The organism is Halorubellus salinus (assembly GCF_020567525.1).
In the GTDB taxonomy this organism is placed as follows: Archaea; Halobacteriota; Halobacteria; order Halobacteriales; family Natrialbaceae; genus Halorubellus; species Halorubellus salinus.
The window spans coordinates 320453-343055 of record NZ_JAJCVI010000001.1 but is presented as its reverse complement, the minus strand read 5'-3'; the positions used below and the strand labels follow the sequence as shown (position 1 = coordinate 343055).

General features: G+C 69.0%; 18 protein-coding genes and 1 tRNA gene. 9 read left to right on the top strand and 10 right to left on the bottom strand.

Features of this window, described 5'->3' with window-relative positions; all coding sequences use genetic code 11:
• Positions 1-32: 32 nt before the first annotated feature.
• Positions 33-1838, top strand: a complete 1806-nt coding sequence (locus LI336_RS01715) for an acyl-CoA dehydrogenase family protein (protein ID WP_227130893.1) — start codon at positions 33-35, stop codon at positions 1836-1838.
• 18 nt (positions 1839-1856) lie between these two features.
• On the opposite strand, the gene LI336_RS01710 is transcribed toward LI336_RS01715, so the two are convergent.
• From LI336_RS01710 to LI336_RS01700, 3 genes are all read right to left on the bottom strand, one after another.
• Positions 1857-2030 carry a hypothetical protein gene (locus LI336_RS01710; RefSeq protein WP_227130892.1) on the bottom strand — a complete coding sequence of 58 codons (174 nt, stop codon included), beginning with the start codon at positions 2028-2030 and terminating at the stop codon, positions 1857-1859.
• Between the two features lie 143 nt (positions 2031-2173).
• A complete protein-coding gene (gene rbcL / locus LI336_RS01705; RefSeq protein WP_227130891.1) occupies positions 2174-3430 on the bottom strand; it encodes a type III ribulose-bisphosphate carboxylase in 1257 nt (418 codons plus the stop codon).
• Positions 3431-3508: 78 nt separating this feature from the next.
• The gene (locus tag LI336_RS01700) at positions 3509-4291 is read right to left on the bottom strand and encodes an HAD-IIA family hydrolase (RefSeq protein ID WP_227130890.1); all 783 of its coding nucleotides are present in this window, start codon (positions 4289-4291) and stop codon (positions 3509-3511) included.
• Between the two features lie 134 nt (positions 4292-4425).
• Between LI336_RS01700 and LI336_RS01695 the strand changes: the two genes are divergently transcribed.
• Positions 4426-5445: a phosphotransferase gene (locus tag LI336_RS01695; RefSeq protein WP_227130889.1), complete on the top strand. Its 1020-nt coding sequence runs from the start codon at positions 4426-4428 to the stop codon at positions 5443-5445.
• Positions 5446-5472: 27 nt separating this feature from the next.
• Here LI336_RS01695 and LI336_RS01690 read toward each other — a convergent pair whose 3' ends face one another.
• The gene (locus LI336_RS01690; protein WP_227130888.1) at positions 5473-6447 is read right to left on the bottom strand and encodes a Gfo/Idh/MocA family protein; all 975 of its coding nucleotides are present in this window, start codon (positions 6445-6447) and stop codon (positions 5473-5475) included.
• Positions 6448-6570: 123 nt separating this feature from the next.
• On the opposite strand from LI336_RS01690, the gene LI336_RS01685 reads away from it, so the two are divergent.
• From LI336_RS01685 to LI336_RS01675, 3 genes are all read left to right on the top strand, one after another.
• On the top strand, positions 6571-7425 hold the full coding sequence (locus tag LI336_RS01685; RefSeq protein ID WP_227130887.1) for a hypothetical protein: 855 nt from the start codon (positions 6571-6573) through the stop codon (positions 7423-7425).
• A gap of 59 nt (positions 7426-7484) precedes the next feature.
• Positions 7485-9686: a hypothetical protein gene (locus tag LI336_RS01680; protein ID WP_227130886.1), complete on the top strand. Its 2202-nt coding sequence runs from the start codon at positions 7485-7487 to the stop codon at positions 9684-9686.
• 80 nt (positions 9687-9766) lie between these two features.
• Positions 9767-10885: a hypothetical protein gene (locus LI336_RS01675; protein ID WP_227130885.1), complete on the top strand. Its 1119-nt coding sequence runs from the start codon at positions 9767-9769 to the stop codon at positions 10883-10885.
• 87 nt (positions 10886-10972) lie between these two features.
• Here LI336_RS01675 and sucD read toward each other — a convergent pair whose 3' ends face one another.
• On the bottom strand, positions 10973-11842 hold the full coding sequence (gene sucD, locus LI336_RS01670; RefSeq protein WP_227130884.1) for a succinate--CoA ligase subunit alpha: 870 nt from the start codon (positions 11840-11842) through the stop codon (positions 10973-10975).
• A complete protein-coding gene (sucC, locus tag LI336_RS01665; RefSeq protein ID WP_227131427.1) occupies positions 11839-12993 on the bottom strand; it encodes an ADP-forming succinate--CoA ligase subunit beta in 1155 nt (384 codons plus the stop codon). Before sucC ends, sucD begins: the two co-directional genes overlap by 4 nt.
• 233 nt (positions 12994-13226) lie before the next feature.
• Here sucC and LI336_RS01660 point away from each other — a divergent pair, with 233 nt between their 5' ends.
• Both LI336_RS01660 and LI336_RS01655 read left to right on the top strand, forming a co-directional pair.
• Positions 13227-15284 (top strand): histidine kinase N-terminal 7TM domain-containing protein, encoded by a 2058-nt coding sequence (locus LI336_RS01660; RefSeq protein ID WP_227130883.1) that lies wholly within the window; start codon positions 13227-13229, stop codon positions 15282-15284.
• Between the two features lie 217 nt (positions 15285-15501).
• Positions 15502-16086, top strand: a complete 585-nt coding sequence (locus LI336_RS01655) for a DUF7344 domain-containing protein (protein ID WP_438267258.1) — start codon at positions 15502-15504, stop codon at positions 16084-16086.
• Between the two features lie 43 nt (positions 16087-16129).
• Here the strand turns inward: LI336_RS01655 and LI336_RS01650 are convergent, their stop codons facing one another.
• Both LI336_RS01650 and LI336_RS01645 read right to left on the bottom strand, forming a co-directional pair.
• Positions 16130-16660, bottom strand: a complete 531-nt coding sequence (locus tag LI336_RS01650) for a 50S ribosomal protein L16 (protein WP_227130881.1) — start codon at positions 16658-16660, stop codon at positions 16130-16132.
• 103 nt (positions 16661-16763) lie between these two features.
• Positions 16764-17738, bottom strand: coding sequence for an ABC transporter permease (locus LI336_RS01645; protein ID WP_227130880.1), 975 nt, complete (start codon positions 17736-17738; stop codon positions 16764-16766).
• 167 nt (positions 17739-17905) lie between these two features.
• On the opposite strand from LI336_RS01645, the gene LI336_RS01640 reads away from it, so the two are divergent.
• A complete protein-coding gene (locus LI336_RS01640) occupies positions 17906-19198 on the top strand; it encodes an ABC transporter permease (RefSeq protein WP_227130879.1) in 1293 nt (430 codons plus the stop codon).
• Positions 19199-19240: 42 nt separating this feature from the next.
• On the opposite strand, the gene arcD is transcribed toward LI336_RS01640, so the two are convergent.
• Together arcD and LI336_RS01630 are read right to left on the bottom strand one after the other, a co-directional pair.
• Positions 19241-20719 (bottom strand): arginine/ornithine antiporter ArcD, encoded by a 1479-nt coding sequence (gene arcD, locus LI336_RS01635; RefSeq protein ID WP_227130878.1) that lies wholly within the window; start codon positions 20717-20719, stop codon positions 19241-19243.
• Positions 20720-21053: 334 nt separating this feature from the next.
• Positions 21054-21128 (bottom strand) — tRNA-Glu (locus tag LI336_RS01630).
• 109 nt (positions 21129-21237) lie between these two features.
• On the opposite strand from LI336_RS01630, the gene LI336_RS01625 reads away from it, so the two are divergent.
• Entirely contained in the window at positions 21238-22536 is a 1299-nt protein-coding gene (locus LI336_RS01625) for a M20 family metallopeptidase (protein WP_227130877.1), read from the top strand.
• Positions 22537-22603 lie beyond the last annotated feature (67 nt).

Genomic DNA, 22603 nt, shown 5'->3' with positions numbered 1-22603 from the left:
ATCACTTTGTGCTGGCTGCCGTCGACTCGGACGTGAGCGACCTGGACTTCGCCGACCTCGACGGCGGTCGGCACGTGAACTACTACGCGTACGACCCGACGCTCCGGCGAGCGGTCGACCGCGTCCTCGACGGGGACGACCACGCGGCCGCGACCGAGCGCCTGCGGGCGTTCGGCGAGCACGCCGGCCACACCATCGCGGACCACGCGGACTACGTCGACGACCACGGGCCCGAGCTCCGGACGTACGGCGACCACGGCGACGTCGTGAACGACGTGCGGTATCCCGCGGAGCTCCACGAGGAGGCCAGACTCGCGTACGAGTCCGGGATGGTCGCGGACGTCTTCGACGCCCCCGCGGGTCGCGACGAACCGCTCCCGTTCACGCATCACTTCGCGATGGGGTACCTCCTCTCGATGAGCGACGCCGGCCTGTACTGTCCGGTGTCGATGACCGCGGGCGTCGCGCTCGTCCTCGACAAGTACGGCGACGGCGACGTCCTCGAGTCGTTCCTCGCGGAGACGACGAGTCGCGACTACGACGCGCTCTCGGAGGGCGCGATGTTCCTCACCGAGGAGCAGGGCGGGAGCGACGTCGGCGCGACCGAGACGGTCGCCGAACCGATCGACGAGCCCGGAACGTACGAGCTGACGGGCGTGAAGTGGTTCTGTTCGAACATCGACGCGCAGGCGACGCTCGCGCTCGCCCGGACGCCGGACGCGCCCGAGGGAACGAAGGGGCTGTCGCTGTTCGTCGTCCCGCACGAACTCGATGCGCGAGCCGGGGACGACGTCGACGGCGGTGAGGGGCCCGTGCTGAACGACCAGCTCTACCGTCGCCTGAAGGACAAGCTCGGCACCATCTCGGTGCCCACCGGCGAGGTGGAGTTGACGGGCGCGACGGGGTACCTCGTCGGCGAGGAGTCGCGGGGGTTCAAGTACATGACGGACATGCTGAACCTGGAGCGGCTCGCGAACGCGTCCGCGTCGTGCGGTATCATCGCTCGGGCGCGCCTGGAGGCGACGGTGCAGGCAGCGAACCGCGAGGCGTTCGGGAGTCCCATCGAGGAGTACCCGCTGATGCGCCAGGACCTCGTGGACATGGCGGTCGATCACGAGGCCGCGACCGCGTTCACGTTCGACGCCGCGGCGACGTTCGACCGCCGGGAGAACGCCGCGGACGAGGCGGAGCGCGAGGACGCGTACCGGTTGATGCGCGCGCTCGTCCCCATCGCGAAGTACCGCACCGGGCGGATGGCGGTCGACACGGCGAGCTACGCGATGGAGGTACTGGGCGGGAACGGGTACGTGAACGACTTCGTGACGAACCGCCTCCTGCGGGACGCGCAGGTGCTCCCGATCTGGGAGGGGACGTCGAACATCCTCTCGCTCGACCTCCTGCGGGCACTCGACCGCGAGGACGCCCACGAGCCGTTGCTCGAACGCATCCAGTCGCACCTCGACACCGCCACGCACGACGCGCTCGCGGACGCCAAGCGCGTCGTCGAGAGCGAGTACGCGGAACTCGGTGCGGCACTCGCGCACCTCGGAACGCTCGACGGCGAGGCAGCGCAGCTGAAGGCGAAGGACCTCGCTGACTACGTCTTCGACGTCTACACGGCGAGTCTGCTGTGCGAGATGGCTCAGCGCGACCTCGAGGACGGCGACGCCAGGACGGCGCTCGTCGCACGCCGATTCGTCCACACGCACCTCGACGCCGCGAGCGGTCGCGGCATCACCGACGACGACCGCTTCCCGCTCGAGTACTTCGACGCGGTCGTGAAGCACGCGACCGTCGACCCCGAGAGCGTCACGCCCGCCGCGCCCGCCGACGACTGAACGCGACTCTCCGTTGGGTCACTTCACGCCGACGATGGCGTGACACCCCCCGCAGACGTACACCTCGGTCGCCTCGCCCTCGACCGCGTACGTCTCCGGGTCCAGGCGCGGGACGTTCTCGACCGTCTCCAGGTCCTCGTGGGTCAGTTCGCCGCAGTTCTCGCACTGCATGGGGTCGTGTTCGATTCGCATACGCCCACCGACGCGGTCCGCCGTAAAGAATCGCTCTCGAACGTGCGATACTCACGCACACGAGGCATGCTAACGACTCTGAAGAAGGCCTTTTCGCGTGGCTGTCGGGGACGAATACGTGACCGACGACGCGCGCCCTCGGACTATCGCGGCGTCTCCGCACCCCACTTCTCGAGCGCGGTCGCGAGTTCGGCGTGGTCCTCGGCGTACTCGGCGAGCGGGACGTCCTGCATCGTCGCTTCGACCGATTGCCTGAGCGCCCGCGCCCCAGCCTCCGTTCCGTCGGGGTGCCCGTGGATGCCGCCGCCGGCCTGGATGGCGATGTCCGTCCCGAGCGCGTCGATGAGCGCGTCCGTCACGCCCGGATGCAGGCCGCCGGAGGCGACCGGTAGGACGTCGTTCAGCTCGTAGAGGTCGCTCTTCAGCCACGCGTTGATGCCCGGCGTGTCCTCGTTCGCGAGCTTCCCGAGGCCCGCCGTCCCCGTGTGGATGTGGTCGACGCCACACAGCCGCGCGACCTGTGCGATGACGCGCATCGAGACGCCGTGATGGTCCATGCGGTCGAACGCCGCGTGCATCGCCCGGTGCGCGTGGATCGCGAGGTCCATGTCCTCGCAGTGCTCGCGCAACGTCTGCACCGCAGACCACCCACACGTCACGACGTCCACCATCACGAACCCGCCGCCGTGCTCGTGCACGAACTCCGCGCGCCGGATCATCTCCTCGGTCTCCGCGGTGACGTTCACGAGGTAGTCCTTCTTCTCGCCCGTCTCCTCGGTGAGTTCCTCGGCCTTCGCGAGCGAGCGCTCGACGCGCTCCTCGAACGGATTGAACGACTGGTCGGTGAGGTTCTCGTCGTCCTTCAGGAGGTCCACGCCGCCGCGCCACGCGTCCTCGGCAATCTGGACGTGCGCGTCCGTCGACAACCCGACCTTCGGCTTCGGGACCGTCGCGAGCACCGGGCGGTCGCCGGCGTCCAGCTTCTCGCTCGCGACGCTCGTCCCGAACTGCGGCCCCGGGAACCCGTCGACGATCGTCTCCGGCCAGTAGCAGTCCTCCAGACGTATCGAGTCGACCGCCTTCATCCCCATGATGTTCCCCGCGATACACGAGAGGATCTGCGCCATCGACCCGTCCTCGAAGAGCGCCGCGGGGTACGCGACGCTGACGCGGTCGTCGTTCGATATCATGTACGCGGTCGCGCCGAGGTCCGTGAGTTCGTTCTCGTCGACGGACAGCGCCGCCCACGTGCCGTTGCTCGATTCGCTCGCGACGCGACTCGCTGCGGCCTCCATCGTCATCCCTTCCGCGGGGTCGATGGTGAACTCGCACACGAGGTCGTCGTCGCGGGGTTCGTACTCGAGGTCGAGGAAGTCGTCGTACTCGATTCCGGTCGTCATAATTCGCCGGTTCTCCCGCGGAATACAAAAAGGTGCGCGGGCGTTCCAGGACGACGGGGCGTCGACGCTCGCCGCGAGCTAGAGGAGGGTCTGGACGCCGGTGACGTCCGCGAGGACGTGGTCGGGCGTCACGTCGCTCGCGGCCGCGTCGGCGCGCGTCGCGACGCCGGTCTCGACGAGCGCGGTGCTCGCGCCCGCACCTGCGCCGAAGGCGACGTCGGTGTCGAGTCGGTCGCCGACGACGAGCGCGCGAGCGGGGTCACACCCGAGACGGTCGAAGACGAGGTCGCGCGTGAACGGATGGGGTTTCCCGAGGACGGCGTCCGGGCGGCGTTCGGCGACCGCGGCGACGGACTCGACGACCGCGCCCGACCCCGGGACGAGCCCCGAGTCGGTCGGGATGGTGCGGTCGGGGTCCGAGCCCACGAACCAGTCGACGCCGGACTCGAACGCGGTGAGTGCGTCCGCGAGCGCGTCGTACGTGAACTCGCGGTCGATGGACGCGACCACGCCGTCCGCGGCCGTCGGGTCGTCGACGACGTCGAGGGCCGCGTTCGCGAGCTGGGATTCGAGGCCCTGTTCGCCGACGACGAACGCGGCGTCGCCGGGGTGCTCGCGTTCGAGGAACGCGACCGTCGACGTCCCGCTCGTCACGACCTCGTCGGCGGTCGCGTCGATGCCCGCACCGCGGAGCTTCCCGACGTACGACTCCGGAGTCCGCGTCGGGTTGTTCGTCACGAACGCGACGCCCGCACCCGACTCGCGGACCGCACACACCGTCTCGGCCGCTCCCGGAATCGGCTCCCGGCCGCGCACGAGCGTTCCATCCACGTCGAACACGACCCCGTCGAACTCGCTCATGCGTCGACGGTTGGCACGACGGCACGGTAAGCGCGGGGGTCGCGGCACCCGTGCCGGACCGGCCGCTGGCTGGGAGCGACGCGGCGGGCGAGGAGAACGATACCCGTTTCAGGGTCGTCCGCGAACGCGCTGACATGCCTCGGCGCTCCGAGCCGCTGTCGCTCGAGGACGTCAGGCGCGTCCTCGCGCACCTCGACGTCCTCCCGGACGCGGCGACGCTCCCGGCGAGCGCGCTCACGGCCGTCGGCGACGGCGTGAACGACGTCTACGTCGTCGACCCACCGGAACCCGGCGCGGAACGGTTCGTGCTGAAGGTCGGGACGTTCTCGACGGCCGCGAACCTCCGCGGTGGCGCCGCCGCCGCTCGCGCCCTCCGCGCGTACACGTCCCTGCCCGTTCCGGAGATACTCGCGTTCGACCCCGGGAGCGACGACCGACCGGCGGCGGTCGCGATGAGCTACTGTCCGGGGTCGCCGCTCGCCAGCGGGTTCGACGACACGCAGCACCTCACCGACCCGGCTCGCGTCTCGCTCCTCGGCGCCGTCGTCGCCGCGTTCGACCTTGTTCCGCGGAAGGCCGCAATCGGCTACGGCTCCATCCAGCGCGGCGACGTGGTCGACGGCCGCCCGCGGGTCGTCGCGACCCACGACCGGTTCGACGACTGGCTCGTCGGGTACGCACGCAAGCACTTCGAATCCCCCGCCCCGCACCCCGCCATCGAGCGCGTCGCCCCCGCCGCACTCGAGTACCTCCTCGCGAACCGAGACCGGCTTCCGAGCGAGCCGTCGCCCGCCGTCGTCCTCACGGACCTCTCGCCCGGGAACCTCCTCGCGCTCGACGGACGGCCGCCCGCGTCCGTCGACGACCTCGGTGGCGTCGTCGACCTGGAGCGCGCGAAGGTCACCCCGGTCGCGTTCGCCGCGGTGAACGTCGAGTACCTCCTCACGACCGACGTCGACGACCCGACGCCCGTCCAGCACGCGCTCTACGACGAACTCCCGTGCGGTCCCGACGTTCCCCTGCGAGACCTCTACCGACTCACCGCGATCAGCCGCGCCGTCAGCGGCCTCGACACCTGGACGGAACCCGGGACCGACGCGTACGACCGCCGCGCCAGAGCCGTCGCCCACGAACTCGACGCCATCGTCGAGTGAGTGCCGGGGAACGCGAGTGCACAGGCCCTAGTCGAGTCGAACGCGCTCGCCCGATTCCGTGCTCTCGTAGATCGCGTCGACGACGCGCATGTTCGCGACCGCCTCCGCGCCGTCGGTCTCGGGCGTCTCGCCGCGCTCGACGCACTCGGCGAAGTGCTCGACCTGCAGGCGGTACTGGTCGCCCGCATCGAACGTCTCCACGACCTCCCGCCCGTCGACCGCGTACCGGAGGTCGACCTCGTCCCCGCGCGGGTTGAACGCGTCCGCCGGCGCCTCCAGCCACCCGTTCTCGGCCTCCACGCGATACCGCTGCACGTCCTGCGTGTCGAAGCTCGCCGACACCTGCGCGGTCGCGCCATCGTACGCGAGCTGCGCGGCGACGTGCGTGTCGACGCCGCAGTCGCGCGAGTCCACGGTCCGCGCCGACACCGCGTCCGGTTCCCCGAGGAGCGTCCGCGTGACGTTCACCGCGTAACAGCCGACGTCCATGAGACTCCCACCGGCGAGGTCGGGGTCGAGGCGGATGTCTTCTGGACGCCCGCGTAGCGGGAACTGGAACGTCGCGTACGCGCCACGAACGTCGTCGAGCTCCTTCGTGACTATCTCCCGCGCTCGCCGCGTTCGCGGATGATACCGGTACATGAACGCCTCCATGAGCGTCACGCCGGCGTCCTCGCAGTACGCGACGACGTCGCGCGCCTCCGCCGCGTCGACCGCGAGCGGCTTCTCGCAGAGGACGTGCAGGCCGGCGTCCGCCGCCGCCTTCGTCCACTCGGCGTGCATCGCGTTCGGGAGCGGATTGTACACCGCGTCGACGTCGTCGTCCGAGAGCAGCGCCTCGTAGGAGCCGTACGCGCGGTCGATGCCGTGCTCGTCCGCGACCGCTCTCGCCCGTTCCGCGTCGCGCGACGCGATGGCAGCGACCTCGTGTTCGCTGCGTTCTATCGCCGGAACGACCGCTTTCAGTCCGATGTTCGCCGTGGAGATGACGCCGAATCGCATACCGGCGCTCACGGAACCGTCGCAGTTAACCGCCGTGGTCGCCGGCGCTACCTCAGCAAATTGAACGGTCTGGATGGGGAAAATTTAACTTTCCGTAGAACGGGTTCGTTAACTACTCACCAGATGTCCGAATCTACCCGAACCACTGCCGACGGCGGTGACTCCGACACGTTGGACGTGGAGGACCTCTTCGCCACCGACGAGACGGACATCTCCATCGACGACGGAGAGTCCGACGACGAGACGGTCATCCCCGGGTCGGGTACGGTCACGCCGGACGCCGAGGACACGACCGCCGACGAACTCTTCGCGCAGCTCCGGGACGAACAGGACGACGCCGACCAGGCACACGCCGTCGACGAACTCGGGGACGAATCACCCGACGAGATCATTTCTCGCGCGGACGAGGAGGAGGTGCACGTCGACCAGATCGACGACGCCATCCGCGCCGACGAGGGCGCGCTCGACGACCTCCTCCTCACCGAACGCCGCGAAGCCGACGGCTTCCTCTGGGTGGAGACCGAAGACGACGACGCGACCGACGACGTCGGGTCGCTGTTCGCGCCCGACGATAGCTCGTCGACCAACGACCGGAGCGAATCGGCGACCGCCGACCGGAACGAACCGGCGACCGCCGACGAGTCGAGCACGGACGCGTCCGCGGCGGAGAGCAGCGACGACGAGTTCTCGCTCACGGACGACAGCCCGGGGTCGTTCGACGCGCGCGCCGCGACCTTCGAGGGCGAAGACGACTTCGCCGTCGACGCAGCGGCGTTCGAGGACGACGACGAGGACGCGTCCACGACCGAGAGCGAGGACGCGGCGCTCGCCAGCGACGACGAACCGAACGACAGCGACGACGACGTCGAAGGCGGCGACCCCGAGAGCACCGACGACGACGACCAGGACCCCGGCGACGACGGGGACGACGGCGACGACGGGCTCGCCTCACGCATCCGCTCCATCCTCACCGGGTGAGTATCGCCGTTCGGGGGTCAGGTTTAATTCCTTCCCGAGCTATGGGTCCGATATCGTAAATGACGGGTGACTCAGCGCTCTCTGCGTACGTCGAGATCTGTCGCGGTTTTGGGCTGTCGAACGACGAGATTCGAGCGATCCACGCTGGCGGTGAAGTGCCCGACGGCGTCGACCCGCGGAAGGTGGTCGCGAAGGCGCTTCCCGATAACCCGTCCGCGAGCGACGCACATCACGCACTGTTGAAGGTCCTCTCGAACTCCTCGCGCGGTATCGACGCGCCTCGGGACTTCGACGAGAGCGAGGTCGGAACGCAACTCGACGCCGTCCTTTCAGCTATCGGAGGCTCGGTCGCTATCGCGGACGCGAACGACGAGCCACTCACCGCTGGCGGCCCGAACCCGCAGCCGTGGGCGATAGAGGTCGCCGACCCGTCCGGGAACGTCCGCGATATCTCCTTCTCGTTCCCCGCGCACGACCTCGGCAGCGAGAACTACCCCGCTATCCTGGACGCTATCGAGACGTCCGTCCTCGACGGCGCCCCGTTGACGTTCGCCCGGCTGTCGGACGAGGACCGCTGGCGGTTCGTCCTCGTCAACGAGTCCAACCTCGACTCGCTCAGGTCGAACCTCGGTGACGGCATCTCGTTCGCCGGCGACGACCTGCTCGCTGCCGACCAGATCGAGACGTTCGTGCCCGTCGACGACGGTGCCGACGCGGACGCCCCCGACGCGGAGGACGACATCCCGCAGGACCAGGAGGAGGAAGCGATCGGGAACCTGCTGACGACCGACGAGAGCATCGACGACATCCTCGCGACGGACGACGAGGAGGGAGAGCCCGAGCCCGAATCGACGAGTCCGGTCGACGATAGCCTCGACGACGTCTTCGCGTCGATGGAGAGCGACATCGCCGAGGGCGGAGAACCCGTCGACGCTGGCGACTCACCGTTCCAACCAGCAGACCCCGAGCCCGCGAGCGAACCCGAGCCGGAACCTGCGAGCGAACCCGAACCGGAGCCCGAACCGGAGCCGGAGCCCGTGAGCGAGCCCGAGCCCGTGAGCGAGCCCGAACCGGAGCCGGAGCCCGTGAGCGAGCCCGAACCGGAGCCGGAGCCCGTGAGCGAGCCCGAACCGGAACCGGAACCTGTGAGCGAACCCGAACCGGAGCCCGAGCTGGAGCCTGAGCCTGCGAGCGAACCCGAACCGGAGCCCGAGCTGGAGCCTGAGCCTGCGAGCGAACCCGAACCGGAACCGGAACCTGCGAGCGAGCCCGAACCGGAGCCCGAGCTGGAGCCTGAGCCTGCGAGCGAACCCGAACCGGAGCCGGAACCGGCGGCCGAACCCGTTGAATCCGAGTCGGTCGAGGCGTCCACGTCGGCAGACGAGATGGTGGATGCGAGTCCGGACGAGGCTCCGAGCGCGGCGGTCGAAGCGGAGGAGTCCGAGCCGGCGGAAGCGGACGTGGAGCCCGCGGAGGCCGTTTCGCCTACGGCGGTCGACGAGAGCGCGGAAGCGAGCGCGGAACCCGAAGCCGAGGCAGAAGCTGCGGAGTCGGAGCCTGCTCCCGCCGAGGCCACGGCGGGCGAGATGGTCGATGCGGAACCCGAACCCCCGGCTGAGGCGGAGCCGGAGGCGGAACCGGCGGTCGATGCGGAGCCGGAGGCGGAACCGGCGGTCGATGCGGAGCCGGAGGCGGAACCGGCGGTCGATGCGGAGCCGGAGGCGGAACCGGCGGTCGATGCGGAGCCGGAGGCGGAACCGGCGGTCGATTCGGAGCCGGAGGCGGAACCGGCGGTCGATTCGGAGCCGGAGGCGGAACCGGCGGTCGATTCGGAGCCGGAGGCGGAGCCGGCGGTCGATGCGGAGCCGGAGGCGGAACCGGCGGTCGATGCGGAGCCGGAGGCGGAGCCGGCGGTCGATGCGGAGCCGGAGCCTGCGAGCGAGCCGGAGCCGGAACCCGTGGAGTCCGAGCCTGCTGACTCCGAGCCGGCGACGGCGGAGACGACGCAGGGCGACCTGTTCGAGGCGGATGCCGCGGACGACGACGCGGCGGCGTCCGTAGAGGCGGAACCATCTGAGGCAGCGACTGCCGAGGACGCACCCGTGACGGAGGCCACCACGGTCGACGCGGAGCCGTCGAGTGAACCGAGCGACGCGGCGTCCTCGGCGCCCGCCGAGTCGGCAGCGAGCGCCGAGAGCGACGACTCCTCGTCGAAAGGCGTCGTCGGTCGGTTCGTCGGCTGGCTGAAGAACCTGTTCTGAGAGGCGAGTCCTCTCGCGGCGGTCGTTTCGATGCGGGCGTGCCAGGAAGTTTCTTGGTGGGGCCCCCGTTCGGTTGACGTATGAGTGACGACGCTGCCGACGATGACGTGGACGCCGATTCGGCATCAGCGGATTCACCGGACGAACAGCCCGTGGACGGGCACGAGGAGGAAGACGAGACCGCAGGGGCCGCGGCGGCGGACGAGGAGGACGTCGACGCGCTCGGGGACGCGGCCGCGGACGTCGCGGCCGCGGACGTCGCGGACGCGGACAGTGTCGACGAGACGTCGGACGTGGACGACCGTGCGGCAGAGATCGGGAAGGCGGCCGGTGACGCGTACCGCGACACCACGGACGCCGGCCCGAAGACGTACGTCTCCGAGCGCTCGGTCGACGACGACGTCGACGCCGCATCGGACGCCGGCGGTGGCGGTCCGCGGACGCACGTGAGCGAGGAGAGCGTCGACGACATGCTCGCCGACATCTTCGCGGACGACGACGCCAGCGACGACGAGACGCCAGCCGCGAGGACGACCGTCTCCGACAGCACCACGACGACGCCCGACGACGACGGTGGCCTCGACGACGACAGTACCATCGAGGGGACCGCGTCGGCCGGCCAAGGAGCCGAGGCGTCCGCAGCGACCGAGGACGAGCAAGCCCCCGGGCCGGACGTGGACGCGCTCGCCGACGCCGCCGCCGACGTCGACGCTGGAACGGCCGGCAGTCCGGGCACGGTCGAGAGCGACGACTCGGAGCCGGCTGGCGTCGACGAAGACGCGGACGCTCCCGGGAGCGACGCTGACGCGGCGTCCGTGGACGCGGACGAGGAGGTCGATGCGGACGCGGACGCCGATGCGGACGACGAGCCGTTGTCCGCGGACGAGGTCGCGCAAGCGCTCGCGGACGCCGAAGCCGACGACGGGAACTCGTTCGGTCGGCCGACGACCGAAGGCGCCGAGGACCGCGAGGAGACGTCTGACATCGGCGACGTGGACCTCGACATCGACGACGTCGAGACGAGCGGGTCGACGGCCGGCTCCTCGAGTACCGCGGGTCCGCTCGCCGACAGCGGAGGTGTCGACGACCCCGAGGCGGCGAGCGTCGCGAGCGAACCAGCCGAAGGCGACGACGACGCTTCCGGCGACGACGAACCCACGGGGCTGTTCGCGCGACTCAAAGCCTGGTTGTTCGGGTAACGCACAGGCTGGTCGGTCTTGGACGGACTCGAAAGAACGAGAACCGCGATTTCGGGCCCGAGACCACCCGGAACCGGCGGGTTCGAGTTACAGGAAGCTCTCGATGTGGTCGGCGACCTCCTCGGGGGTGTCGCCGACGGGAACGCCCGCGTCGTTCAGCGCGTCGATCTTCGACTGCGCGGTCCCGGTGCCGCTCCCGGAGACGATGGCGCCCGCGTGCCCCATCCGCTTGCCCGGCGGTGCCGTGCGGCCGGCGATGAAGCCGGCGACGGGCGTGTCCATGTGCTCGCCGATGTAGCGAGCGGCGGCCTCCTCGTCCTCGCCACCGATCTCGCCGCACATCACGACCGCCTCGGTGTCGGGGTCGTTCTCGAAGTCCTCGAGCGCGTCGACGAAGCTCGTCCCGATGATCTGGTCGCCGCCGATACCGATGGCGGTCGTCTGCCCGATACCGCGGTTCGTCAGGTTCGAGACGACCTGGTACGTGAGCGTCCCCGACCGGGAGACGAGCCCGACGTTCCCGGACTCGAAGATGTTCCCCGGGAGGATACCGAGCTTCGCCTCGCCGGGCGTGATGATGCCCGGACAGTTCGGCCCGATGAGGCGCGTGTCGACCTCGCCGAGGCGCTTGTTGACTCTCGCCATGTCCTGGACGGGAACGCCCTCCGTGATGGCGACCGCCAGGTCGATGGGGGCGTCCAGCGCCTCGAAGATGGCGTCCGCGGCGAACGCCGGCGGCACGAACACGACGCTCGCGTCGGCGTCGTGCTCGCGCGCGGCCTTGTCGACCGTGTCGTAGACCGGGACGCCGTGGACCTCCTGGCCGCCCTTCCCGGGCACCGCGCCCGCGACGACGTTCGTCCCGTACTCGATCATCTGGCCGGCGTGGAACTTGCCCTCGCCGCCCGTGATACCCTGCACGATCACCTTCGTGTCGTCGTCGACTAGCACGCTCATTCCTGGCTCACCTCCTTCGCGTTCGCAACAGCCTGCTGGACCGCGTCCTCGAGGGTCTTCTCGACCTCGACGAGGTCCTCGTTCAGGATCTCCATCCCTTCCTCCCAGTTCGTCCCGGCGAGTCGGACCACGACTGGCTTGGGGATCTCGTCGAACTGCTCCAGGGCCTCGTTGATACCGCGAGCGACCTCGTCGCCGCGCGTGATACCGCCGAAGATGTTGAAGACGACCGAATCGACGTTCTCGTCGCTGAACACCATGTCCAGTGCGTTCGTCACGCGCTCGGCCTTCGCGCCGCCACCGATGTCGAGGAAGTTCGCGGGCTTCCCACCGTAGTGGTCGACGAGGTCGAGCGTCGTCATCACCAGGCCCGCACCGTTCCCGATGATGCCGACGTTCCCGTCGAGACGCACGTAGTCGAACCCGTACTCGTCGGCCTTCCGCTCGAGTTCGTCACCGCCCGCGTTCGCCTCGTCCTCCATCTCGGCGAACTTCGGCTGGCGGAACATCGCGTCCTCGTCGATCTTCATCACCGCGTCCGCGGCGACGACCTCGCGGTCGCTCGTCACCATCACGGGGTTGATCTCGACCTCGCTCGCGTCGCTCTCGTCCCAGAGCTCGTAGACGGTCTGGACGATCTTCGCGACGTCACCAGCGACGTCGCGCTCCACGCCAGCGTCGTAGACGGCCTTCCGCGCCTGGTAGGGATGCATCCCGTAGACGGGGTCGACGTGCTCGCGGACGATCGCGTCCGGTTCCTCCTCGGCGACCTGCTCGATGTCGACACCACCCTTCGTCGACACCATCACCACGGGCTCGCCCTCGCCGCGGTCCATGGTCACGCCGACGTACAGCTCGTTCACGAAGTCGACGGCGCCCTCGACGAGCACGCGCTCGACGGGGATGCCCTTGAGGTCCATCCCGATGATGGCCTCGGCGGCCTCGCGGGCCTCCTCGGCGTCGTCGACGAGCTTGATACCGCCGGCCTTCCCGCGACCACCGACCTGTACCTGGGCCTTGATAGCGACCGGGTACCCGATGTCGTTGGCCGCGTCGACAGCCTCGTCCACTGTCGACGCGAGCTTCGACGGCGGGACCGGGATGCCGGCGTCCGCGAAGACCTGCTTCCCTTGGAATTCCTGAAGCTTCATGAGTTGACTCACCTCGAAGTACCGATAGCCCCGAGTTAGTAGTATCGAAACGAGCGAGATGCACGGCGCCGTCACGGCGTCCTCGTGGTCGTCGAAGCGAACCACGCGACCGTCTCGTTCCAGCGTCGCGGAACGGCGCTCCTCCGCCGCGTCGAACCGAGTAGCCATGTCGTTTATAATCACCGCTGCCGTGATTCGCGTATCGACAATCGCGTCCCGAGTCGGGTGGGTGGATGACATTTCAGCCGACGCCGTACACGGAACTGCTCGTGTTCTCCGCTGTCCTCTCTGGCAGCCTCAGCGTGTACGCCGTCCACCGGCATCGGTCCGCCACCCGGAACCCGGGGTCGCTCCTTTACTTCGCGGTCCTGATGGCAGCCGCCGCATGCTGGTCCGGGACGTACGCCATCGGGATCTCCGAGGTCGAGTACGGCCCGAAGGTGTTCTGGCTCACGGTCACGAACCTCTTCACGGTCGTCGCGCCGACCGCGTGGCTCGCGTTCGCGCTCTCGTACACTGACAACGACCACCAGCTGACGCGACGGGCGTGGTCCGCACTCGCCGTCGAACCCATCGTCGTCGTAACGGTCATACTGACTGCGCAAAACCACGACCTCTACTACCTCAGCGTGGAGCGCGTCAACGACCCCGGGTTCTGGGTGCTGTCGCGCGAACTCGGGCCGATGTTCATCCTGCACGCCGCGTACTCGTACGCGCTCGTCGTCGCCGGCGCGCTCGTCTTCCTCAAGTTCGTCAGGCTCGACGAGGGAACGTACCGCGGGCAGGCGCTGCTTCTCGTCGGCGGGAGCCTCCTCCCGGTCGTCTCGAACGTCGCGTTCGTCCTGGACGTCTTCGGCGACAACGTGAACCTCACGTCGGTCGTCCTCGGGCTCTCCGGGCTCGCGTTCGCGACCGCCATCTCCCGCTACCGGTTCTTCGAGCTCGCGCCGCTCGCGCGCGACACCGTCGTCGAACGGATGCGCGACGGGTACGTCATGGTCGACGAGAACGGCGCCGTCGTCGACAGCAACGAGGCCGCCAGTCAGGTCCTCGGCGTCCCCGACGACCTCGTCGGCATGCACCTCCGCGAGGTCCTCCCCGAGGTAGCTGACGCGGTCGAACGCGGCCAGGCAGCCGAGCACGGCCACGGCGAGGTCACCCGACAGGTGGACGGCGACAGGCGTCACCTGGACGTGAGCACGTCCGAACTCGAGTCCGTGGAGGGGACGCTCGTCGTCCTCCGCGACGTCACCGACGAACGGCGCGCCGAACGACGCTTCCAGACGCTCATCGAGGGGTCGTCCGACATCATCACCGTGTTCGACGCGGACGGCGTCGTCACGTACGTCAGTCCGAGCGTGGAGCGCGTGCTCGGCATCCCGCCCGAGGACATCGTCGGACTCCACGTGTCGGAGACGATTCATCCCGAGGACAGCGAGGCGGTCACGTCGACGTTCGACACGACGCCGCGGGAGTCCGGGTTCGGGAACCGCGTCGAGTACCGCGCCCAGGACGCCGACGGCGACTGGCGGTACCTGGAGGCCGCGGGCCGGAACCTCCTCGACGACGAGAGCGTGTCCGGTATCGTGGTGAACGCCCGCGACGTCACCGAGCGGAAGGAACGCGAGCAGCGCCTGGAGGAGACGATGAGCGACCTGGAGCGGACGAACGAGCGCCTGGAGCGGTTCGCGAGCGTCGTCAGTCACGACCTCCGGAATCCACTGAACGTCGCGGACGGCTACGCGGAACTGCTCGAGGAACGCGTCGACGACCCCGCTGTCGGCGAGATACGGACGTCGCACGACCGGATGCGTCGCATCATCGACGACGTGCTCGCGCTCGCGCAGGACGACGACGTCACCGAGCGGTCGGCGGTGTCGCTCGAGGCGCTCGCCGAGGAAGCGTGGGAGGCCGTCGACACGAAGGACGCGACGCTCGCCGTCGACGAGGGAACCGTCGTCGCGGACCGGACGCGACTTGCGCGCGTCTTCGAGAACCTGTTCCGGAACAGCATCGAGCACGGTGGTGCGTCGGTGTCGGTCACCGTCGGGCCGCTCTCGGACGTCGACGGGTTCTACGTCGCGGACGACGGCCCCGGCATCCCCGGAGACGTCGCCGGGTCGCTGTTCGAGGAGGGCGTCTCCGGGGACGGCGGCACCGGACTCGGGCTCGCCATCGTCGCTGACATCGTGAACGCGCACGGCTGGACCGTCGAGGCGGTCGCGGACGGGGACGGAGCGCGCTTCGAGGTACGATCCGACGACCAGCCGGTCCTCTCGACCCGCGAGTGACCCCCCTGGCCGACCGACCACGACGACGTTCGACCGCGACGGCGTTCGGTAATCGCCGTCTGCTACCGGTAAGAGACCGTTACTTCCCGTACGAGAACCTTTAATATTCAGCCAGTCGACTAGACAGTGAGTAGCGAGCCAACCCTCCCAGTCGCAGGACTGAGACGTCCAACGCGGTCGTTTTGGGTGATACCTACCCACCGCCCAGAAGTGACCAATGAAACTCGACCAGGACACGATATTCCACACACTCAGCAACGAACGCCGGCGCTCAGTCATCCGTGTGCTCCGCGGACGGGACACGATGACCGTACGCGACCTCACCGGCGCCGTCGCCGGCATCGAGTACGGACTCGACCCGGACCAGCTCGACTACCGGCAGCGCAAGCGCGTGTACACGTCGCTCGTCCAGACGCACCTGCCGTCGATGGCGAGCTACGGCCTCGTCGAGTACGACAAGGACCGTGGCGTCGTCACCGCCGAGCGCAGTCTTGACACGTTCGAACCGTACCTCGACGACGGTGCGAGCGTCGCACGCTCCAACGCCGGGACCCTCCTGTCACTCGCCGGAACGTTCGCCGTGCTGACCGTGCTTTTGGCCGTCGACGCGCCCGTCCTCGGCGGGCTTCCCGCGGTCGCCGTGGCGCTCGCCGCGACGCTCGGCGTCGGCGCACTCGCCGTGCTGACGCTTCGAGACGGTCGCAGTGCGACCGACGACCCGGAGGCTCGCGAGGGAAATGAGCGCGGGCGCCTCGGCGCCGTCGTGGACCTCTCCAGAAGCATCCTCTTCTTCCGGCGATAGGCACCGCTTCCGGCGTCGAAAGACAGCGAACGACCGCGTTCGCTCAGGAGATGAGGAGCTCTTCGCCGCGTTCGACGTCGATGCGACACGGCGGGCTGATCTTGTTGTACGCGCGCCGGAACGCCTCCTTGCCGGCGTCGGCCTGGTCCACGTCGCAGTACAGCGTGAACAGCCGCTCGCCCTTCTGGATGCGGGCGGCCGTCCCGACGACCTTCCCGAACGCCTGACGCATCCCGTCGGAGACGCGGTCCGCACCCGCGCCCGTCGCCTGCTTGTTCTCCCGGATGACGTGATGCGGGAACTTCCGCAGGATCATCTTGTAGTTCCCCTCGCCCTGCGTCTTGATCATGTGGCGGTTCGCCGAGAGGCGCGCGGCCTCCAGGCTCCCGTGGCGGATCTGGAGTTCCTCGTCGACGCGGAGACTGATCTGGACGGGGTAGTCCTCGGGGTCGCTCCCCGCGTCACCCATCTTGTGCTGTGCGATCTTCGACCCAGGGATGCCCGTGATGTACTCGCGCCGCGTGTACGGCGGCTTCGAGATCTCCCGGTACATCGACGCCGGCTTGTCGCTCATGGTTCGAAGGAACGTCAGCGCGAGGAAAACGATTTCGCTTCGCGGGTCGACGACAGCGTTGCCGGCGAGACCGAGCCGTCGCGCGGCGACGGTGGCTGCCTCGTCACTCCACGTCCGTTCGCGGGTCGACGTACCCGAGGCCGACGTCCTGGACGAAGTTCGCGAACACGCCGACGGCGGCGACCGTCATCGTGATACCGACGACGAACGGGAGGTTCCGCTGCTTGACCGCCTGGATACCCATCTGGCCGATGCCGGGGACGTTGAACACGAACTCGAGCACGAACACGTGCACGACGAGGACCGTGACGAGGTCAGCGAGGAACATCGCGAGCAGCGGGAGCGCGGCGTTCCGGAGGACGTGCGCCATCACGCGGAGCTCGCTCGCGCCCTTCGCTCGCGCGAGCTTCACGAAGTCCGCGCTGACGTACTCCAGGCACTCCGAGCGCGCGTACCGGAGCTGGCCGGCGACCAGCGACAGCGCGAGGATGGCCGCGATGACGCCGAACTCCATGAGGTGGCGGGGCTGCCAGATGTCGACGGCCTCGCCGACGACGTAGAACTTCGGGTTGATGCGGCCGAGCGTGAACTCGATGAGGCCGAGTTCGGTCTCGAGGACGAACAGCGCGACCTCGGCGAAGAAGAAGTTCGGGATGCCGAACGCGAAGTAGCCGACGGACTGCACCGCGCGGTCGACGTACCCGCCGTGGTTGACCGCGGCGAACACGCCGAGGCCGATGCCGCCTGTGACGCCGACGACGACCGCCGGAATCGCGTACGTGAGCGTGTACGGGAGGTGCTTCGCGAGCAACGCGGTGACCGCTGGCCCCTGCTCGAATCCGGCCGTCGACCGCCCCCAGTTCAGGGTGGTGACGTCCCAGAGGAATCCCGCGTACCGCGAGAGGAACGACCGACCGCCGTCGCTCGCCGACAGGAGCGTCTGGAGGTCGCCGCTGGCGACGCGGAGTGTCCCCGTCGGGTCCGGGCCGAGGGCGAGCACGAGGAACACGAGCGTCACGACGCCGTAGAACGAGAGCACGGCGAACAGCGCTCGTCGCGCGACGAACCGGTGGTTCACGGCGCTCGCCTCCGTTCGCGTGCTCGAAGCGCGTGGTCGTCGAACGCGCGCTGCATCGACCAGTGATGCGGTCCATGATGTCATATACCGTCCGGAACGTCAAACGAGCGTTTGACACTCTGAATCCTTTTTGAGCCCTCGCCCCGACGGTCGTGACAACCACTGCCATGACCGGAAGGGAGACGGACGGTGCAGCCGCGCGGACGGGCGACACGAACCAGGCCGCGACGACGACGGCGACCGACGGCGGCAATGCAGAGGTCGCCGCGTTCCAGACCGTCGACTGGGACGCGCTCGAGCCGAGGCGACGCGGCCTCCGGGCGCGGACCGTCGCGTTCCTCCTCGGCCTGACCGCGCTCGCCGCCGGCGTGCTCTACGACTACTTCGAGGTCGCGACCCAGCAACCCACGTTCGAGGGCATCGGCCCGAACGTCTCCCTGTTCGGCCAGCAGCTCCTCCCCCTGTACTGGGACGTCACCGGCATCGAGTGGCTGTTCATGACCGCCGTCCTCGCCGCGACGTGCTTCGTCGCCGTCCCGCTCGTCGAACGACGGAAACTCACGCGGTTGTACTGGCGGCGACTGCGACGCGACCGGCTCGCGACCGCGTCACTCCTGTTCCTCGCCGTCGTGTTCCTCGCGGGCGTCGTCGGTCCAGTCCTCTACCCGCCCGATATAAATACCGCCGCACAGAGCCAGCCGCCAGCGTTCACGAGCACGCCCGTGAACTACTACGTCTCCGACTGCGTCGGCACCGTCGCGAACGAGCGCTGCCACGGCACCCTCCGGTACCCGCTCGGGACGAACGCGCTCGGGAAACCCCTGACCGCGCTCGTCGTCTCCGGGATGCGCGTCGTCGTCGAACTCGCGTTCGTCATCTCGCTGTTCGTCGTCCCGCTCGCGACCGTCGTCGGGGTGCTCGCGGGCTACTACGGCGGCCGGACCGACACCACCCTCATGGGGTACGTCGACGCCCAGCAAGCCGTGCCCGCGTTCGTCGTCTACCTCGTCCTCGCGTTCTGGGGACGTACGCTCTTCCTGTTCGTCCTCGTGTTCGGGTTGTTCTCGTGGGGCGGCATCGCTCGCCTCGTCCGTAGCGAGACCGCCCAACGCACCGAGGACCAGTACGTGCTCGCCGCGAAGAACGCCGGCGCGAGCGACCGGCACGTCATCCGCGAGCACGTCCTCCCGAACGTCTCCAGCACCGTCATCACCGCGCTGACGCGGATGATCCCGCTCCTCGTCCTCCTCCACACCGCCGTCGCCTACATGGGCATGAACAACATCATGAACGAATCCTGGGGCGAGACCATCGCGAACGGCTTCAACGGCCTCCAGGCCGCGTTCCCACAGGTCTGGTGGACGCCCGTCTTCCCCACGGTCGCCCTCGCCCTCACCGTCATGGCGTTCGGCGCGCTCGGCGACGGCCTCCGCGACGCCCTCGACCCACGGGACGTGTGACGGCGTCGCCGACGGACGGGTCTCGAGCGCGCGTGGTCGTCCTCAGTCGTCAGCGGGCGTCGCGTCCGTCGACCGCCCGTCGACGTTCGCGCTCGTGACGAACCCGCGGTCGAGGAGCGTGCTGGCGAACAGCACGAGCGGGGAGAGGAACGCGAAGAAGTAGTACGGCGCGAACCCGGCGAGCCCGAACGCGCCGGCCCAGGGGGCGACGCCGAGGACGCCCGCCATGTAGACGCTCCCGGCGTGCCATGGGATGAGCGCGCCGGTGGGCGTGCCCGCCGATTCGATGGCGCGGGAGAGGTCCGCGGAGTCGAGGTCGTACTCGTCGTAGAGGTTCCGGAGCGTCATCCCGGGGACGACGATGCTCATGTACTGCTGTGCGGAGAACACGTTCACGACGATGGCGGAGACGCCGGTGCTCGCGACGAGGCTCCGCCGGTTCGTGACGGCTTCGGCGACCTCGTGGGCGAGGACGGCGAGGACGCCGGTACGTTCGAGTGCGCCGCCCAGCGAGAGTGCGAGCACGACGACCGAGATCGTCCACGCCGACCCGGCGAGGCCGCCGCTCGCGAGGAGTCCATCGACGACGTCGAGTCCGGTTTCGGGGTTCGTGCCGTTCAGGAAGACCGTCCACGCGGCGGTGAACGCGGCGCCCTGGACGAGGACGGTGGTGGCGACGGCGGTGAACACGCCGGCGACGAGGGTCGGGAGTGCGGGGTAGCCGGCGAGTGCCAGGCCGAACGTGACGACGAGCGGGACGAACACGAGCGGGGTGAGCTCGTAGGTACTGGCGAGCGCGGTCTGGATGTCGGCGATGCGGCCGGCGGGGATGGTGCCGCCGGCGCGCAATCCGAGGGCGGCGTAGAGGGCGATGGCGAGCGCGAACGCGAGCACGGTACCGTTTCGCATCCCGTGGATGTGGTCGTAGAGGTCGGTGTCGGTGACGGCTGCGGCGAGGTTCGTGGTGTCCGAGAGCGGTGATTGCTTGTCGCCGGCATAGGCGCCGGAGAGGATGGCGCCGGCGGTCATCGGGACGGGGATGCCGAGGCCGGAGCCGATGCCGACGAACGCGACGCCGAGCGTACCGGCTGTCGTCCACGACGAGCCGATGGCGAACGCGACGACGCCGGCGAGGAGCGCGGTGACGGGGAGGAACACGGTGGGGGTCAGGAGCGAGAGACCGTACCGCATGAGGCCGGGGATGGTGCCGGCCGAGATCCAGGTCGCGATGAGTGCGTAGATGACGAACAGCAGGAGGATGGATTGGAGACCGGTGAGCAGGGACTGTGCGATGCCGTCGTAGACGTCGTCCCACGAGTAGCCGAGCCAGTACGTGCCGACGGCCGCCGTGAGGACGATGCTCCAGAGGAGCGGGGCGTGGGGTGCGAGCTTGAGGTACCCGGACGCGATGCCGAGCGAGAGGACGATACCGAGGACGGGGACGAGCGCCTGCCGGAGGGTCGGCCGGCGTTCGGGGTCGAGGTCGTCGTACGTCGCCGGTTCGAACGAGAGGGAAGCCATACCGGAGTCGAATAACTTGAGGTAATTAAAAGTCTCGGAATTATGCGTGAAGAGAATGCTACGTGGTGTCGGTACACACGTTCACGCCCAACACGCCCCCTGCTCCTCGTCGACCGAACACGATACAGACCAAGGAGCGAACGGGACACCGCGCACGTCGACTCGCGGTGCTCGTCGAGTTGTGAGCGCGAGAAGACTCCGTCTGAGATGTGAACCGGAACCAGACGTCCTCGCTCACGTCGTTCGCTGCGCGCGACTGGTCGGGTTCGAATCCAGTTACAGAGATTCGCGGTCACGACGGCTCGTTTCGCTCGTCGAGTTGTGAGCGCGAAAATGCTCCGTCTGGGATTTGAACCCAGGTCATCGGCTCGAAAGGCCGAAATGATTGGCCGGACTACACCAACGGAGCGCGTACCAGTTCATTCCGGGTGGTAAAATTAAAGGGTTTCGTTATCGCCGCCCCGACCCCCGCGTCGTCCCCGAGAACCATTATCACGCTCCGCGGCGAAGTATTCGACATGACCGACGAGTCCAGCGACCTAGGGGCGCGAACGCGCGCGGCGGTCGAGCACGTCACGGCGACGACCGACGAACTCGTCGAGCTCGCGACCGAACTGCTCGCCGCCGACTCGCAGAACCCGCCCGGCGACACCACAGCAGCAGCGGCGGTCGTTCGCGACGCCATGGAGGCTGCCGGCGTCACGGTCCGCGAGTCGTCGGTCGACCCTGCGAAACCGAACCTCCTGTTCGAGGTTCCCGGCGACAGCGACCTGACGTTGCTCTACAACGGCCACCTCGACACCGTCGGGTACGACGCGAGCGAGTGGACGCGAGACCCGCTCGGCGAGCGTGCGACCGTCGACGGCGACGACCGACTCTACGGGCGCGGTGCGACCGACATGAAGGGCCCGCTGGCAGCGATGCTGCACGCGGCGCGCTCCTATCAGGCGGTCGACGAACGTCCACCGGTGACGCTCGCGTACGCCGTCGTCAGCGACGAGGAGACGGGAGGGGACGCCGGCCTCCCTGCGGTGGTCGACGACCTCGAAGCCGACGGCTGCGTCATCGGCGAGACGACGTGCGAGCGCGGCCGGCACTCGGTCACCGTCGCCGACCGCGGGAGCATCTGGCTCACGCTCGACGCCACCGGCGAGGGCGCGCACGGCTCCCGGCCGACGCTCGGCGTGAACGCCATCGACGAACTCTGGGCGGCCGTCACGCACCTCCGCGAGTCGCTCACCGACCGACCGCTCGACGTGCCCGCCGATGTCGACGCCATCGTCGAGCAGTCCGTCGAGTACTACGCGCCCATCATGGGCGAACGAGCCGCCAGGGACACGTTCCGGTATCCGACCGCGAACCTCGGCGAGTTCCACGGCGGCGACACCATCAACGCCGTCCCCGAGCACGCTCGTGCGCGCCTCGACGTCCGCGTCGTCGCCGGCGTCGACACGAAGACCGTGCTCGCGGACATCCGCGAGTGCCTGCGCGAGCACGACCGCGTCGAACTCACGGACGTCTCCTGGAGCCGGGGCACGTACGTCCCCGTCGACGGCCCCATCGCGACCGCGACCGCCGAGACCGCAGCGGCCGTCGTCGGCGACCGCGTGCACCGACGGAGCGCGACCGGCGGCGGCGACACGAAGACCCTGCGGAACGCCGGCATTCCGACCGTCGAGTTCGCGCTCGGCACCGACACCGTCCACGCCAGCGACGAGTACACCACGGTCGACGCGCTCGCAGCGAACGCAGAGATCTACGCTCGCCTCCCCGGGGCGTTCGCTCGCGCACACGACGCCTGGCACGCTGACGACTGAGCGGGCGACGCCTGACAGGCCGACGACTGGGGACGCGCCCGCGGCCGTGAGCCGATCCGCTCGCCGC

What these genes read in the sequence shown, in the direction of transcription:
- LI336_RS01710 (WP_227130892.1), bottom strand. Translation starts at nt 2,030, where the DNA reads ATGCGAATCGAACACGACCCCATGCAGTGCGAGAACTGCGGCGAACTG.
- rbcL (WP_227130891.1), bottom strand. Translation starts at nt 3,430, where the DNA reads ATGACGACCGGAATCGAGTACGACGACTTCCTCGACCTCGAGTACGAA.
- LI336_RS01700 (WP_227130890.1), bottom strand. Translation starts at nt 4,291, where the DNA reads ATGAGCGAGTTCGACGGGGTCGTGTTCGACGTGGATGGAACGCTCGTG.
- LI336_RS01695 (WP_227130889.1), top strand. Translation starts at nt 4,426, where the DNA reads ATGCCTCGGCGCTCCGAGCCGCTGTCGCTCGAGGACGTCAGGCGCGTC.
- LI336_RS01690 (WP_227130888.1), bottom strand. Translation starts at nt 6,447, where the DNA reads ATGCGATTCGGCGTCATCTCCACGGCGAACATCGGACTGAAAGCGGTC.
- LI336_RS01685 (WP_227130887.1), top strand. Translation starts at nt 6,571, where the DNA reads ATGTCCGAATCTACCCGAACCACTGCCGACGGCGGTGACTCCGACACG.
- LI336_RS01680 (WP_227130886.1), top strand. Translation starts at nt 7,485, where the DNA reads ATGACGGGTGACTCAGCGCTCTCTGCGTACGTCGAGATCTGTCGCGGT.
- LI336_RS01675 (WP_227130885.1), top strand. Translation starts at nt 9,767, where the DNA reads ATGAGTGACGACGCTGCCGACGATGACGTGGACGCCGATTCGGCATCA.
- sucD (WP_227130884.1), bottom strand. Translation starts at nt 11,842, where the DNA reads ATGAGCGTGCTAGTCGACGACGACACGAAGGTGATCGTGCAGGGTATC.
- sucC (WP_227131427.1), bottom strand. Translation starts at nt 12,993, where the DNA reads ATGAAGCTTCAGGAATTCCAAGGGAAGCAGGTCTTCGCGGACGCCGGC.
- LI336_RS01660 (WP_227130883.1), top strand. Translation starts at nt 13,227, where the DNA reads ATGACATTTCAGCCGACGCCGTACACGGAACTGCTCGTGTTCTCCGCT.
- LI336_RS01655 (WP_438267258.1), top strand. Translation starts at nt 15,502, where the DNA reads ATGAAACTCGACCAGGACACGATATTCCACACACTCAGCAACGAACGC.
- LI336_RS01650 (WP_227130881.1), bottom strand. Translation starts at nt 16,660, where the DNA reads ATGAGCGACAAGCCGGCGTCGATGTACCGGGAGATCTCGAAGCCGCCG.
- LI336_RS01640 (WP_227130879.1), top strand. Translation starts at nt 17,906, where the DNA reads ATGACCGGAAGGGAGACGGACGGTGCAGCCGCGCGGACGGGCGACACG.
- arcD (WP_227130878.1), bottom strand. Translation starts at nt 20,719, where the DNA reads ATGGCTTCCCTCTCGTTCGAACCGGCGACGTACGACGACCTCGACCCC.
- LI336_RS01625 (WP_227130877.1), top strand. Translation starts at nt 21,238, where the DNA reads ATGACCGACGAGTCCAGCGACCTAGGGGCGCGAACGCGCGCGGCGGTC.